The organism is Azospirillum sp. B510, assembly GCF_000010725.1.
In the GTDB taxonomy this organism is placed as follows: Bacteria; Pseudomonadota; Alphaproteobacteria; order Azospirillales; family Azospirillaceae; genus Azospirillum; species Azospirillum lipoferum_B.
The window spans coordinates 296977-310912 of sequence record NC_013857.1 but is presented as its reverse complement, the minus strand read 5'-3'; the positions used below and the strand labels follow the sequence as shown (position 1 = coordinate 310912).

Sequence of the window (13936 nt, the reverse complement as noted above, 5' to 3'; positions counted from 1 at the left end):
TTACAAACCCAGCACGTAACGCACCAGTTGTTTCCGTTCGTCCCCCGGCAGCGCCATGAAGCGGTCCCTGGCCTGCTGGGCCTCACCGCCATGCCACAGGATCGCTTCGGTCACGCTGCGGGCGCGCCCGTCATGCAGGAGCGACAACTCGCCGTCCTTCGCCGCCAGCCGGTTCAGGCCCCACAGTGGCGTGGTGCGCCAGTCCGACCCGTTGGCCTCGCCCATCGGCACCTGGTCGCCAAGTCCGGGACCAAGATCATGCAGGAGCATGTCGCTGTGCGGGAAGATGTCGCGGTTGGACAGGGCCGGCTGCGCCGGATCCTCCGCCGTGCGCCAGGACGGCCGATGGCAGGCGGCGCAACCGGTATCGGCGAACAGGGCCGTGCCGGCCTTGTCCTTCGGCGCCTCCAGGCCGCCGTCCGGGGCGAGGTCGCGCAGATAGCCGTCGATCAGGCCGATGATGGTGCTGGGAATCTCCAGCCCTTCGAACTGCTTGGAATCGCCATGGGGCGCGCTGCGGCAGGCGGTCTGCGCCGGGGTGCAGTCGCCCCAGGGCTCCGGATAGGCCGGGGTCGACATGCCGATGTCCAGGCTGAAGGCTTCCGAATCCTGGTGGTTCAGCGTGGGGTGCATCGCCTTCCAGCCGAAGCGGCCGATCTGGCGCACGCCATCGACCGTCACATGATTGACCCGGCCGGCGGCGGGACCGCCGCCCGCGGCTTGCCGGGCGGCCTCGGCCTCGATGGCCTCCGCCGGGATGCGTTCCAGCAGCCCCATGCCGTGGACGCGCGGCGGCACGCGGGCGGACATCGCCGTCGCCTCGGCGAACGGGCCATAGCCGAGATCCTCGACGACGGGCGTCGGGCGGCGCAGGCGCACCGTCCCGCCATCGGGGAAGCGCACCGTCTCCTCACGATAGGTGACGCGGGGACGGCCCTCGATCACCTGCCCGAGGATGGCGTTGGACTGGATCTGCCGGCCATAGACCGGATCGTTGTTCAGCTTGATCGCATAGCCGACGCCCTGGTCCCCCTTCACCGCCGGATCGGGCGGGCGGCCGCCGAAACCCCTTGGATGGCAGGTCGCGCAGGATCGCGCATTGTAGAGGGGGCCGAGCCCGTCGGCCGCCTGGGTCGCCGTGGGGGCCGCCACCCACATGCGGCGGAACAGCGCCTCGCCGATGCGGTTGTCGAGGCTGTCGGCGGCCTGGGCGGCGGGGGCGATGAAAAGGAAAAGAGCGGCCAGGGTGGCGGGGAGCGGATTAAGCAACGCGGATATATCCCATCATGCCGGTGTCCTGATGTTCGATGATGTGGCAGTGGAACATCCAGTCGCCGGGATTGTCGGCCTTGATGGCGACGCGCAGCCGTTCCTTCGGTTCCAGCAGCACCGTGTCGGCATGGTGGGGAACCACCTTGCGGCTGTCGGAGGACAGCACCTTGAAAGTGTAGCCGTGGATGTGGATCGGATGCAGGTGCGGCGTCAGGTTGGCCAGTTCGAAGATGTAGCTGCGGCCCTTCTCCAGCGTCGCCATCGGCGGCGGCAGACGCTCATGTCCGCCTTCCGGCCAGCTCTGCTGGTTGATCGCCCAGAAGGTCTTCGTCGACAGGCAGAGCGCGTCGGCATAAGGCAGGCCAGCCAGCACCGGCGCATCGAAGCTCTGCGCCACCGCCGTGGCGGAAAAGGCCATCGGGATGATCGGCGCGTCCTTCAGGTCCGGCTCGGGAATGGCGGCGGCGGGCAGGGCGCGCGGCTTGAAGCGCTTGTTCGGCCGGGCGGGGCCGACGGAGCGGAAAATGGCGAGCGGCCGGGGTTCCGCCGCATAGACGTTGGTCAGCTGCAGAGTCTGACCGGCCTTGGCCGGGGCGCGGAACAGCACGTCGATGCGCATCGCCGGTCCCATCTGCCAGCCGTCGAGCGGGCGCGGCGGCAACGGGTTGCCGTCGACCGCGATGATCCAGGCATCCGCTCCCTCGACCCGCAGGTCGACGACACGGGTGCTGTCGATGTTGTAGAGGCGGGCGCGGATGTCGCCGTTGGCGGGAACCTCGAACACCGGCTCGATGGCGCCGTTCACGGTGGAGACGCTGCCGAAGGTGCCGGCGCGCGAGGCGCCGCGGTCGGTCATGAAGGCGCCGAACTTGCCGGTCTTGTCCAACTGCCAGTCCTTGATCAGACAGACGAGGTCGGCGTCGAATTTCGGCGCGTCCGGCTCCTCGACGATCAGCACGCCGGCAAGGCCACGGCCCAGCAGTTCCACCGTGTTGCAATGGGGATGGAAGAAGAAGGACCCGGCATCGGGCGGGGTGAATTCATAGACATGGCGCTCGCCCGGCTTGGTCGGCGGCTGGGTCAGATAGGGGACGCCGTCCTCGAGGTTGGGCAGGCGGATGCCGTGCCAGTGGATCGAGGTGTGCTCGTCCAACCCGTTCACCAGGGTGGCGCGCAACCGCTGGCCCTTGCGCATGCGGATGATCGGGCCGGGGAACTGGTCGGCGTAGGTGATCAGCGGCGATGGTTCGGCCGGCTCCGGCAAGATGCGCAGCATCCGCTGCTTGGCGACCAGCTCGACCTCGACGAGGTCGCCGGGGGCGGTGACGGCCGCCGGGAGGGCAAGGCCGGGTTTCAGCGCGCCGGCATCGGGCGCCCTGAGGCCGGTTCCACCGAGCGCCGTCGCCGCGATGGCGGCACCCCCGGCCTGAAGGAGGACGCGGCGGGACAGCGGGGCGGCGGGGTGATGCGGCATGACGGTGGTCCGGAAAGACATAAGGCAGGAAAGGAGCCGGCTCCGGCCCCGCCGCCCTTCCGCGCCGGATCGGCCCGGAAGGGAAGCTCGGGGGCAATGGCCATGCGCGGCAGGGCGCGGGACCGGAGCCGGATGACTGTGGCCTGTCGAACGGTCTTACTTGCCGACCTTCGACGGGTTGTCGAGGCTGTCGGAACCCTTGACCTCGACCGAGACGCCCAGGGCGGCGACGGCGCCTTCCAGCGCCTTCTTCTGCGCGACCAGCCGGTCGATGCCGTCGGAGACCAGCTTGTTGCCCTCCGGATTGTCGGCGCCGATCATCTGGTCATAGGCCATCTTGCCGCTGTCGGCGGTGTCCTTGATCGCCTGCATCGCCTTCATGGTGTCGGCCATGGCGGCCTTGACGGCGGCGTCGGCATCGGCGGACTTGGCGGCGACCAGCTGCGACAGCGAGGCGCCGGAGACGGTCTTGCCGTCGGTGCGCTTGTAGCTGCCGTTGTAGACGTTCACCATGCCGACTTCGTCATAATAGTGCGAGTTGTGGGTGTTGTCGGAGAAGCAGTCATGCTCCTCCTCCGGATCGTGCAGCATGAGGCCGAGCTTCATGCGCTCGCCCGCCAGTTCGCCATAGCTGAGCGAGCCCAGGCCGGTCAGCATGCGGGCGACGCCCTCGCTTTCCGGGGCCTTGGCGATGGAGACGCGGGCCTTGCCCTTGGCGGACCAGTCGGCGGTCATCTCGGCCAGATCATCCACCAGCATCTGGGTGGCGACCTTCAGATACTGGGCGCGGCGGTCGCAATGGTCGTTGGTGCAGGCCTTGCCCTTGGCGTAGTCGGTGGCCTTGCGCTCGCCCGCCCCCGGACCGGTGCCGTGCAGATCCTGGCCCCACAGCAGGAATTCAATGGCATGGTAGCCGGTGGCGACGTTCGCCTCGACCTTGCCGGCCTCGTGCAGCTTTTCGGCCAGCAGTTCCTTGGTGATCTTGGTCGCGTCGATGGTCTTGCCACCGGCCGTGATCTTCGGGTTGGCGATCACGTTGGCCTTGGCGTAGGGGTTGCTCTCGCCGCCGGCATAGCTTTCATCGACATAGTCGATCAGCCCCTCGTCCAGCGGCCAGGCATTCACCTTGCCTTCCCATTCATCGACGATCGGATTGCCGAAACGGAAGGCTTCCGTCTGCATGTAGGGCACGCGGGCGGCCTTCCAGACGTCGCGCGCCTTGGTGAGATTCTCCTCGGTCGGGTTCGCGATCAGGGCGTCCACCGCCTTCTTCAGCGCCTTGGCGCCGTTGGTGGCGTCCTCATAGGCGGCATGTGCGATGTCGGCGTAATTCTTCGCCACGTCCTTGTAGGCCGGGGCCGCCGCCTGGGCGGCGAACGGCAGCAGAGCAACGACGGCTACGGCGGCAAAGCCGGCAGCGCGCTTCGACATGGAGGTCTCCTCGAACGTCGGTGGTCGATTATGAGAGCAAGTGCGACTTATTCTCAGGGAATAACGTCGCGAATCATTCTCACTGTCAAGCCCTAACCGCGTTGGGGGTACTCGGAAAGCGTTGCGCAGCCAATGCTGCGTCGATATGCCCCGCCTCTCAGCCCTGTCCCGCGGCGCGGCGCAGCGCCTGATCCAGGTCCTCATAAAGATCTTCGGGCGACTCCAGCCCGACCGACAGGCGCAGCAGGTCGCCCGGCACCGGGGAGGTTGGACCTTCGATGCTGGCGCGATGCTCGATCAGGCTTTCCACTCCGCCGAGCGAGGTGGCGCGGCGCCAGATGCCGACGCGGGCGGCGGTGTCGATGGCGGCCGGTCTGCCGCCCGTCACCCGGATGGACAGCATGCCGCCATAGCCGCCGCTCATCTGCCGCGACGCGATGCCGTGGCCGGGGAAGCTGGCAAGGCCGGGATAGAGCACCTCCGACACCAGCGGGTGGGCCGCCAGCCGCTCCGCCAGAGTCATGGCGGCGGCACTCTGCCAGCGGACTCGGGCGAACAGGGTGCGCAGGCCGCGTTGCAGCAGCCATGCCTCGAAACTGCCGAGGATGCCGCCCTGCTGGGACTGCACCGCCTTGATGCGGCCCCAGAATTCATCCTTGCGGGCGGCGGTCAGGGTGCCGGCGACGACATCGGAATGACCGTTCAGGTATTTGGTCGCCGAATGCATCACGATGTCGGCGCCCAGTTCCAGCGGACGGGTCAGCACCGGGGTGGCGACCGTGCTGTCCACGGCCAGCCAGGCTCCCGCCTCATGCGCCAATTCGGCGACGGCGGCGATGTCGGTGACGGTCCATAGCGGGTTGGCCGGCGTCTCCACCCAGACCAGCCGCGTCTGGCCGGGGCGCAGCGACGCGCGCACCGCGTCGGTGTCGCTGGTGTCGACACCCTCGACCTTCAGCCCCCAGCGGGTGGCGGGGCCATGGACCCAGTTGCGGAAGGCCCAATACATCACGTCGGGCACCAGCACGTGGTCGCCCGGATCCAGCGCCTGGAACACCGCGGTCGCCGCCGCCATGCCGGAGGCGAACAGCAGGGTGTCGACGCCCTTTTCAAGTTCGGTGATCGTCCGCGCCGGCGTGTCGAAGGTGGGATTGTCGGCGCGGGCATAGACCCGGCCGCGGCCATAGCCGTTGTCGGGATCGCGGACATAGGTGGTGGATGGGTGGATCGGCGGGATGACCGCGCCGCTGGCCGCGTCCTCGAAGCCCAGGGCGCCGGCGGCGATGGTTTCAGGACGGTGGGGACGGTCGGTCATCGCCGGGGCACTCCGGAATCGGACGAATGGGAAGCCGAGGATACGTCCGCCGCAAGCCGGGGCGCAATGTCGCCGCGGGCATAAAAAGCCCCGGCGGGAGCGGATCCGGCCGGGGCGACGAGGCAGTTCGAGACGACGACTGAGGAAAGAAAGCGGTTACCGCGAACGGACGGCCGGGGCGGTCACGAGGCGTGGCGCAGATCGGCGGACCCGGGGGAGGTCGGCCGCCGTTGCGCCGCGGTTGCGGGGAAGGCCAGAACCGACGGGGTGCGATCGGACACCCGCAGGGCATCCGTCGGCTCCCGACCGTTCAGCAGCCATTGATAGGCGGCGGCGATGGCGACCCGGTCGCGTCCGTCCGCGGACAGGATGCGCAGGCCGGCGGCCGTTTCCCCGATCATTCCCCCGGACGTTCCGCCGCGGCGCACCGCATCGCACAGCGCATGACCGAACCGGAGGTCCGGCACGAGAACCGCGCTGACACCGGCCTGAACGATGACCGACGCCAATGCTCCGAGATGCGAGGGCGGCAAGGGGGAAAAACCGACCTCGCGCAAATCCAGGAACAGGCGCCGGCCGTTGCAGGCGCCGGACAGCGCGTTGCGCAACGTCCCGAGCCACGCGGAGGGAGATGTGTCACGAAGGCCGCAGCAGGCGACGGCGTGGAGACCCCAGTCGGTGGCTGCGACGGTGATGTCCTTCATGCTCTTCCCCTTCCATGAAAGCCCGGGCTTCTCAAGCGGGCCAGCTCCTTCGATCCTGCCGGCTTGGAGGGCCGGTCGGGTGCGGTGGAGAGTCCCTGGGGAAAGAGTATACGATAGATTCCCAACAATCAGTAACAGAAACGAGTTTCCGCTTTGTAATCCGCATTCCGAATTCAGCATCCAAGGGCGCGGCCCTCCGCCCCGCATTGCAGAAGCGAAGCCGATGGACGCCATTGCGGGCCGCCGATGTCGCTATGGTAACGCCGCACCGTTTCGGCGATCCTGCCCAGCCCCTTCCGGCAGGGTGGGCGGGGCGGATAGCCGGCCGAACTCCCGGATGTCCGCGCCGGCCATGAAGGTCCGGCCGGCGCGGACCAGCAGCAGCATCTCCGCTCCGCCGTCGGCCAGCCTGCCATCAGTCCAGCAGATGGTTCCGTCAACGCGAATTTCCGGAGTATAATTTCGTACTAAGGAATTTGGATCGGTCAATCCGATGCCGGATCGTGGAATTCCCGGCACCATTCGGACGGGAAGCGCTTGAATCGGCGTGGGTGTCCGCCGATTATCCGGATGGCTCGCTCCCACGATCACCGAAGGCGAACATCACCATGAGCTTGAACGAACAGGTGCGGGACAACCCGGATCTCGGCCGCTATGAGCTGACGGTCGGCGGTGCCACCGCACTGGTGGCCTATGACCGCCGCGACGGCAAGATCGCCCTCACCCACACCGTGGTGCCGGACGAGATGGCGGGCCAGGGGGTCGGGTCGGCGTTGGCGAAGGGCACGCTGGACGACATCCGCGCCAGGGGCCTGAAGATTCTGCCGCTTTGCAGCTTCATCGCCGCCTATATCAAGCGTCACCCGGAATACCAGGATCTGGTCGGTTAGAGTCTGTCCGGTGCTTATCGAAGCATTGGACAGACTCTAATCTTCTGATTTTTAGTGTGATTCATGTTTCAAGCGATACCGCTTTAAACGATCACCTTCTAAAGCGGGTTTCCGTCCCCGTCGAGGAAGATCAGGTCGCCATCCAGCAGGAAGAGGCATATGCAGTCCTCTTCGCTGGCGCCGAAGGCGTGATGATCGGTGGCGGCGACATAGTGGGCGACATCCCCAAGTCCGTAGCTGCCATATTCATCGACGAAGGCGCCGCGCAGAACCAGCAGCAGTTCGTCGGCGGTGTGGCGATGTGCCGGTACGGGCGCCCCCGACGCCATGCGAAGCAGACGGATCGTCGTGCCGGACAGGGTGCGCTCCCACTTCGACAGCCAGACCCCCTGCGAGATTTCCCGCCACGATCCGTTATCGACCGGCGTGTCGATCGGCTCCGGCAGCCAGCCGCGCAATGGTTCCGGCACAGGGCGGCAGCCGGCCGGATCGATGGCGACGATCCTGGCCGCCACCTCGGCAGCCGCCCCGGCAGCCTCGGTATCCGCCGGCAACCGCGCGGCGGCGAGCAGATCGTCCATCCGCTCCAGCAGCACATCCAGACCAAGGTCGTCCGCGCCGGGCAATTCCTCGAACCAGTTGCCGCACATGGCTTCATAGGAGGCGACGCGCTGCCGGCAGTCGGGACAATAGGCGAGATGGGTCGCCAAAAGCAGGGACTTGCCTGCCCACTCCCGCCCGCTGGCATAGCCGAGCAGAAGCTGGTCTTGCGGATGGTGGAACGGCACCGTCACGCCTTGTCCCTCATGCTGCGTTTCAGATGGCCGAGCGCAAGGCGCAGCCGGGTCTTGACCGTTCCCAGGGGGACCTCCGTCTCCTCGGCGATCTCTTCATGGGTCTGTTCAAGGAAATACGAGCGGCGCAGAACATCGGATTGGTTGGCCGTCAAAGTGTCCATCGCGTCCTGAAGCTGACGGCTGCTCTGGAGGAGTTGGGCGGTCTCCTCCGGGGTGGCGAGGGAGGCGGGAGTCATCGCCGGATCGTTCGGATCGGGTGCCGGACGCGTTTCCCTGCGCAGACGGTCGATGCGCCGGTTGCGCGCGATGGTGAAGATCCAGGTGCCGACCGATGCCTGCATGGGATCGAAGCTGCCCGCTTTCAGCCATACCGTCAACATCACGTCCTGAACCAGCTCCTCCGCTGAGGCGCGGTCGGCACCGAGCCTCAGGCAATAACCAAGAATCCTGGGTGCGAAATAATGGAACAACGCGGCGAACGCCTTCCGGTCGCGATCCTCGGCAACCGCCTGGACCAACATCGCGAAGCGGCGGGTTTCCAGGCTTTGCTGCGACGGCTCCTGGTTCGACGGCCCTTGCAAGGGGGGCTTTTGCGAAAACGGCATGCACCACCAGCCAACGTTCCACCGTCCGGCAACTTACCCCGAACTCCTTAACGGGTCATTTGTTCGAACACTATCAAATTTGCGAATGTCACAGCCGATCACCGGGGAATGACAAGTCAGTTTTTTCATTGAACGATCAATCAAAATAAAAATGCGAACCGGGTGCGGCCAATTGCGCTACGGCGCCATAAAAATGCAGGTTTCATGAACGCAGCTATCGACCGCGCCCCTCGTCTCAGGGCAATCTACGGCCCGATCACCTTAATCATACCGTTCTGTTGCGTTCCGAAAGCCTCAGTCATGACGATGTTCGTGCCGACGCCCGCCGATCCTTCCTCGACAATGATTGGACAGGTGCGTCTGGCGGTCCGCGGCCTGCGCAAGGTCTTCGCGGATGATCCCCGCCCGGCGCTGGAGATGCTGCGCCGCGGGGCGGGCAAGGCGGAGGTGCTGCGGCGACTGAACGTCAATGTTGGCGTGGTCGAGGCCAGCTTCGACATCCGGGCCGGCGAGATCTTCGTCATCATGGGCCTGTCCGGATCCGGCAAATCAACCATCCTGCGACTGCTGAACCGCCTGATCGAACCATCGGACGGGGAGATCCGTCTGGACGGGCGCGACCTGACCAGCCTGTCCCGTTCCGATCTGGTCGAGGTGCTCCGGCGCGACATGAGCATGGTCTTCCAGTCCTTCGCCCTGCTGCCCAACCGCACCGCGCTGGAGAATGCCGCCTTCGGGCTGGAGGTCGCCGGGGTGAAGCGGGGAGAGCGGCGCGAGACGGCCTTGGCAGCCCTGGGGCGTGTCGGTCTGGCCGACTATGCCGATCGCTATCCGAACGAGCTGTCCGGCGGGATGCAGCAGCGGGTCGGTCTGGCCCGCGCGCTCGCCAAGAATCCGACGATCATGCTGATGGACGAGGCGTTCTCGGCGCTCGACCCGCTGATCCGCAGCGACATGCAGGGCGAGCTTCTGCGACTCCAGCGCGAGGATGCCCGCACCATCGTCTTCATCTCCCATGATGCGGAGGAGGCGATGCGGATCGCCGACCGCATCGCGGTGATGGAGGATGGGCGGATCGCCCAGATCGGCACCCCGGCGGAGATCATGCTGGCGCCGGCCGACGAGTATGTCCGCGCCTTCTTCCGTGGCGTCGACGCCTCGCGGCTGCTGCGTGCCCGCGATCTCGCGCGACCGCCGGACGATGGCAATGCCGGCGAGCCTGGGCGATTCCGCTACCGCACCGATGACGCCGGCCATTTCCGCGGCGTGCTGGCCGGCGATGGCGCGTCGGCCCTGTTCGGGCTGGATCCGGTGCCGGCGGACACGCCGCTCCAGGCTCTGTTCGGCCGGGTCGCCGCCGCCACCTGCCCATTGCCGGTGGTGGAAGCGGATGGCCGCTTCATCGGGGTGATCTCGCGCGCGACGTTGCTGGCGGCGCTCGACCGCGGCCAAGCCGTTGAACGCGAGGTGCGGCATGGCTGATGTCGCGGTCCTCGACATCGAGTGGCTGAACAAGACCATCGGCGGCGGGATCGCCCGCGGTTCTGAATGGCTGGTCACGACGATCCTCGATCATGGGCAGCCGGCCCTCGACGTCATCGCGACGCTGGTCGATGGGCTGGGCGGCGGGTTGGACGGGCTGCTGCTGGGAATTCCGCCCTGGCTGCTGGCGTTGCTGCTGTCGGCGGCGGCGCTCTGGCGGGTCGGACGGGGATTCGCCCTGTTCACCCTGCTGGCATTGGCCGGGATCTTCGTGATGGGATTGTGGGAGTCGACGGTCTCGACCCTCGGGCTCGTGCTCGCCTCCACCATGCTCAGCCTTGTCGGCGGGGTGCCGCTCGGCATCTGGATGACGCGCAGCAGGATCGCCGATGCGGTGGGCAGGACGCTGCTCGACCTGATGCAGACGATGCCGGCCTTCGTCTATCTGATCCCGGCGGTGCTGTTTTTCGGGCTGGGCCGGGTGCCCGGCATCATCGCCACCGTGGTCTTCGCCATGCCGCCGGCGGTGCGGTTGACGGTGCTGGGCATCCGGCAGGTGCCGGCGGAACTGGTCGAGGCCGGCCGGGCCTTCGGCTGCCGCGATCACCAGCTTCTGTTCAAGGTGCAGCTTCCCAACGCCTTGCCCTCGATCATGGCCGGCGTGAACCAGACCATGATGATGGCGCTGTCGATGATCGTCGTCGCCTCGATGATCGGGGCCGGGGGGCTGGGCAACGTGGTGCTCCAGGGCATCCAGCGCCTGGACATCGGGCTGGGGGTGCAGAGCGGGCTGGCCGTCGTGCTGCTGGCCGTCGTGCTCGACCGCATCACCCAGAGTTTCGGGCGGAGCGCCGCCGACACAACGCGGAAACGGCGCTGGTGGCGGCGGTGAGATCAGGCGTTCAGTTCGGAATCGAGATAGCCCAGTGCCACGGCGCGCGCGGCGCTGCCGTCGATCGCGCCGGTCAGGGCGAAGCGCAGCCACAGCCCGTCGATCATTGCCGCCAAACCGACGGCCACCCGCTCCGCCCGCTCCGGCGGCAGCAGCGGACGCAGGGCGTGCAGCAGGTTGGAATGCAGCCGGCGGGCATTGATCCGCTGCAACCTGGACAGGGCCGGATTGTGCGGTGCCTGGGCCCAGAAACCCAGCCAGGCCGCCACCACCCGCGGCTCGAACTGGCCGGGCGCGAAATTGCAGTCGACGATGGCCTCCAGCCGGGCGCGCGGCGAGTCGGCGGTGGCCAGCCGCTGGGTCGCGTCGTCGCGCAGCTGTTGCAGCATGCTGCGCATGGTGGCGGCCAGCAATTCGTCCTTGCCGCCGAAATAATGATGGATGATGCCCGGCGACACGCCGGCCCCGCGGCTGATCGTCTGGACCGTGGTGTCCGCCAGACCGTGCTCTCCCATCGAGGTGATGGTGGCGTCGATCAACTGGCGGCGGCGGATCGGTTCCATTCCGACTTTGGGCATGGGGCTGACGGTCTCCTCTCCATCTCCTCCAAGGCCGCCCGCAACCGGGACCTTGGCTTGTACCGTAACAATTGCGCCATTTTCACCGCTCCGTCGATGATGAAAACGGCGGAAACCCCAACAATAAGAAACAGGAGTTGACGATATGAACGGATGGAAGGCTCTGACCAAGGCTATCGCGGGCGCCGGCATCGCGGCGGCCATGGCGATGGCAGCGGCAATGGGAGGGGCGGCACAGGCCGCGGAGCCCGCCTCCTGCAAGACGGTGCGCTTCGGCGATGTCGGCTGGACCGATATCGCGGCGACGACGGCGCTCGCCTCCGTCACGCTGGACGCGCTGGGCTACAAGCCGACCACCACCATGTCCTCCGTCCCGCTCGTCTATACCGGGCTGAAGACCAAGTCGCTCGATGTCTTCCTCGGCAACTGGATGCCGACGATGGAACCCTTCGTGAAGCCGGTGCTGGAGGACGGTTCGGTCGAGGTGACGCGGGTCAACCTGGAAGGTGCCAAATACACGCTGGCCGTGCCGAAATACGCCGCCGACGCCGGGCTGAAGAGCTTCGCCGACATTGCGAAGTTCAAGGACAAGCTGGGCGGCAGGATCTACGGCATCGAGGCCGGCAACGACGGCAACCTGATCATCGACAAGATGTTGAAGGCCGACGCCTTTGGACTGAAAGATTTCAAGCTGGTGGAATCCAGCGAGGCCGGCATGCTGGCCGAGGTCAAGCGGGCGACGCGCAACAAGGGATGGGTGGTGTTCCTTGGTTGGGAGCCGCATCCGATGAACAAGAGCTTCGAGCTGACCTACCTCGAGGGCGGCGACGACTGGTTCGGCCCCAACCTCGGCGGCGCCACCGTCGCCACCAATGTGCGCAAGGGCTATGCCGCCGAATGCCCGAATGTCGGCAAGCTGCTGTCCAACCTGTCCTTCACGCTGGGCATGGAAAATGCCGTGATGGACGACATCATGAATGGCAACAAGAAGCCGGACGCCGCCGCCAAGGCCTGGCTCAAGAAGAATCCCGAGGTGCTGAAAAATTGGCTCTCCGGCGTCACCACCATCGACGGGAAGGATGGTCTGGCGGCCGTGCAGGCCAAGCTGGGGGTGGCGACCAAGTCGTGATCCGGCGACCGGTGGGGCGGGCGATGCCGCCCGGCCCCAGGGCAATCGCATATCAGATTTGGGCGAGCAGTTTTCGGAGGAAGGCGGAATTCCAGGCGGCTCGCAGCAGCTTGACGCGGGTAGACCCCTTGGAAGCATCCTTTGAGACGAGGTTGATGGCGAGGTGCCGGAGGACGGCGAGGTTTTCGGGGCCGTTGTCCTTGCGGTTACGGGCTTGATCCTCGTTCATGGTGACGTCGAGGCGCCAATGCAGGCTGTTCTCCACGCCCCAATGGGCGCGGACGACCTCACCGCAGCGTTCGGCGGAGAGCGGCGTGCTGAACAGGTAGTAGGCGGTCTCCGTCGTCGTCTTGGCCGGGGTTTCGCGGGTACGGACCACCTTGCCGATGGCCGCCAGCCCAGGCCATTGGTGAATGGCCTGGAGCCAGGTAATGTCGGTGGAGACGACGCTGGTACGGGTCTCAATGCGGCCATGATCGCCATCAACGGTGGTGTGGCTGGTGGTGGTCGTGGTCTCGGGATCGTCGAGAAACAGGCTCACGTCAGCATGGAGCGTGCCCTGATTGCCTTTGAGCGCCAAGGCGTAGTCGCCCTTCCGATCGATGATTTTCTGGGCGATGTCGCGCTGGCAGTTGAGCGCGTCGACGGTCACGATGGTCCCTTTGAGCGCCAGCATCTCCAACAACGTGGGCACGGCGGTGATTTCGTTGGACTTGGCGTCGGTGGCGATCTGAGCGAGCACCAGACGCTGCTCGCACCCCCAGGCGCTGACCATGTGCAGGGGCGACTTAGCACTCGCCGTATCGAAGGAGCGCCGCAGCGCCTTGCCGTCGATGGCGATGACGCCCTGGCAGGTCTCGGCAAAGCGGTCCATGAAGGTGCGGAAACAGGCCTGAAACTGCTTGGGATCAAGGAGACGAAACAGCCGGCTGAAGGTATCGTGCGATGGCGGACCGCCCTTTAAGGTGAGGAATTCGCCCAGAAACTCCTGACGTTCGTCAGCGAACTCCGCCATGTCGATGCAGGTTCGCCCACCGCACAGGAACGTGCAGAGAGCGATCATCAGCATTTCATGAAGGTCGTGTTGACGAGCATTGCCCCGTCGTGGATCGTCCAGCGCTCCAAAGCACGCTTTGAACCCTTCCATCTCGTTCCCCCAACGCCCAAATCGGTCCGCCGGGTAGAATCAAATCCGATAGGAATGGCAAGGCTTTTCCGTATGCGATTCCCCTGCGCCCGGCCCCCTCCGCTCTCGCCTTTTCTTTCAGGACTCGTTATCTCTTTTTACACGATCATTGCTCTGTTAAGGCCCCTCATGTCCTGATCGCGGAGCACTCGTGGCGGTTCGCCCATCACCCCGGCCCCTG

At 66.2% G+C, this 13936-nt stretch carries 14 protein-coding genes; 4 read left to right on the top strand and 10 right to left on the bottom strand.

Annotation, left to right across the window (positions count from 1 at the left end; genetic code table 11):
* The 6 genes from AZL_RS25870 to AZL_RS37440 form a co-directional block, all read right to left on the bottom strand.
* Positions 1-1269 (bottom strand): di-heme oxidoredictase family protein, encoded by a 1269-nt coding sequence (locus AZL_RS25870; protein ID WP_247894497.1) that lies wholly within the window; start codon positions 1267-1269, stop codon positions 1-3.
* Complete coding sequence (locus AZL_RS25865; protein WP_148219645.1) at positions 1262-2746, bottom strand: multicopper oxidase family protein; 1485 nt, start codon at positions 2744-2746, stop codon at positions 1262-1264. Before AZL_RS25865 ends, AZL_RS25870 begins: the two co-directional genes overlap by 8 nt.
* 156 nt (positions 2747-2902) lie before the next feature.
* Entirely contained in the window at positions 2903-4177 is a 1275-nt protein-coding gene (locus AZL_RS25860; protein WP_012977376.1) for an imelysin family protein, read from the bottom strand.
* 157 nt (positions 4178-4334) lie between these two features.
* On the bottom strand, positions 4335-5492 hold the full coding sequence (locus AZL_RS25855; RefSeq protein ID WP_012977375.1) for a trans-sulfuration enzyme family protein: 1158 nt from the start codon (positions 5490-5492) through the stop codon (positions 4335-4337).
* A gap of 182 nt (positions 5493-5674) precedes the next feature.
* Positions 5675-6196 (bottom strand): hypothetical protein, encoded by a 522-nt coding sequence (locus AZL_RS25850; RefSeq protein WP_042445647.1) that lies wholly within the window; start codon positions 6194-6196, stop codon positions 5675-5677.
* A gap of 252 nt (positions 6197-6448) precedes the next feature.
* Complete coding sequence (locus tag AZL_RS37440; RefSeq protein WP_256373239.1) at positions 6449-6583, bottom strand: hypothetical protein; 135 nt, start codon at positions 6581-6583, stop codon at positions 6449-6451.
* Between the two features lie 221 nt (positions 6584-6804).
* On the opposite strand from AZL_RS37440, the gene AZL_RS25845 reads away from it, so the two are divergent.
* On the top strand, positions 6805-7086 hold the full coding sequence (locus AZL_RS25845; RefSeq protein WP_012977373.1) for a GNAT family N-acetyltransferase: 282 nt from the start codon (positions 6805-6807) through the stop codon (positions 7084-7086).
* A 98-nt stretch (positions 7087-7184) separates the two neighbouring features.
* On the opposite strand, the gene AZL_RS25840 is transcribed toward AZL_RS25845, so the two are convergent.
* Positions 7185-7880 carry a cupin domain-containing protein gene (locus tag AZL_RS25840; RefSeq protein WP_012977372.1) on the bottom strand — a complete coding sequence of 232 codons (696 nt, stop codon included), beginning with the start codon at positions 7878-7880 and terminating at the stop codon, positions 7185-7187.
* Complete coding sequence (locus tag AZL_RS25835) at positions 7877-8488, bottom strand: sigma-70 family RNA polymerase sigma factor (RefSeq protein ID WP_012977371.1); 612 nt, start codon at positions 8486-8488, stop codon at positions 7877-7879. The genes AZL_RS25840 and AZL_RS25835 overlap by 4 nt, the downstream gene beginning before the upstream one ends.
* A gap of 306 nt (positions 8489-8794) precedes the next feature.
* Here AZL_RS25835 and AZL_RS25830 point away from each other — a divergent pair, with 306 nt between their 5' ends.
* On the top strand, positions 8795-9970 hold the full coding sequence (locus tag AZL_RS25830) for a quaternary amine ABC transporter ATP-binding protein (protein WP_063828256.1): 1176 nt from the start codon (positions 8795-8797) through the stop codon (positions 9968-9970).
* Entirely contained in the window at positions 9963-10862 is a 900-nt protein-coding gene (locus AZL_RS25825; protein WP_012977369.1) for an ABC transporter permease, read from the top strand. The genes AZL_RS25830 and AZL_RS25825 overlap by 8 nt, the downstream gene beginning before the upstream one ends.
* 2 nt (positions 10863-10864) lie before the next feature.
* On the opposite strand, the gene betI is transcribed toward AZL_RS25825, so the two are convergent.
* Complete coding sequence (gene betI / locus AZL_RS25820; RefSeq protein WP_012977368.1) at positions 10865-11440, bottom strand: transcriptional regulator BetI; 576 nt, start codon at positions 11438-11440, stop codon at positions 10865-10867.
* 145 nt (positions 11441-11585) lie between these two features.
* Between betI and AZL_RS25815 the strand changes: the two genes are divergently transcribed.
* Positions 11586-12569 (top strand): choline ABC transporter substrate-binding protein, encoded by a 984-nt coding sequence (locus AZL_RS25815; RefSeq protein WP_012977367.1) that lies wholly within the window; start codon positions 11586-11588, stop codon positions 12567-12569.
* A 52-nt stretch (positions 12570-12621) separates the two neighbouring features.
* Here AZL_RS25815 and AZL_RS25810 read toward each other — a convergent pair whose 3' ends face one another.
* Entirely contained in the window at positions 12622-13716 is a 1095-nt protein-coding gene (locus tag AZL_RS25810; protein ID WP_012974334.1) for an ISAs1-like element ISAzs12 family transposase, read from the bottom strand.
* Between the last annotated feature and the right edge of the window lie 220 nt (positions 13717-13936).

Excerpts from the sequence above, each read along its gene's own strand:
- AZL_RS25865 (WP_148219645.1), bottom strand. The coding sequence starts at position 2,746 with ATGCCGCATCACCCCGCCGCCCCGCTGTCCCGCCGCGTCCTCCTTCAG.
- AZL_RS25860 (WP_012977376.1), bottom strand. The coding sequence starts at position 4,177 with ATGTCGAAGCGCGCTGCCGGCTTTGCCGCCGTAGCCGTCGTTGCTCTG.
- AZL_RS25855 (WP_012977375.1), bottom strand. The coding sequence starts at position 5,492 with ATGACCGACCGTCCCCACCGTCCTGAAACCATCGCCGCCGGCGCCCTG.
- AZL_RS25850 (WP_042445647.1), bottom strand. The coding sequence starts at position 6,196 with ATGAAGGACATCACCGTCGCAGCCACCGACTGGGGTCTCCACGCCGTC.
- AZL_RS37440 (WP_256373239.1), bottom strand. The coding sequence starts at position 6,583 with ATGCTGCTGCTGGTCCGCGCCGGCCGGACCTTCATGGCCGGCGCGGAC.
- AZL_RS25845 (WP_012977373.1), top strand. The coding sequence starts at position 6,805 with ATGAGCTTGAACGAACAGGTGCGGGACAACCCGGATCTCGGCCGCTAT.
- AZL_RS25835 (WP_012977371.1), bottom strand. The coding sequence starts at position 8,488 with ATGCCGTTTTCGCAAAAGCCCCCCTTGCAAGGGCCGTCGAACCAGGAG.
- AZL_RS25830 (WP_063828256.1), top strand. The coding sequence starts at position 8,795 with ATGTTCGTGCCGACGCCCGCCGATCCTTCCTCGACAATGATTGGACAG.
- AZL_RS25825 (WP_012977369.1), top strand. The coding sequence starts at position 9,963 with ATGGCTGATGTCGCGGTCCTCGACATCGAGTGGCTGAACAAGACCATC.
- betI (WP_012977368.1), bottom strand. The coding sequence starts at position 11,440 with ATGCCCAAAGTCGGAATGGAACCGATCCGCCGCCGCCAGTTGATCGAC.
- AZL_RS25815 (WP_012977367.1), top strand. The coding sequence starts at position 11,586 with ATGAACGGATGGAAGGCTCTGACCAAGGCTATCGCGGGCGCCGGCATC.
- AZL_RS25810 (WP_012974334.1), bottom strand. The coding sequence starts at position 13,716 with ATGGAAGGGTTCAAAGCGTGCTTTGGAGCGCTGGACGATCCACGACGG.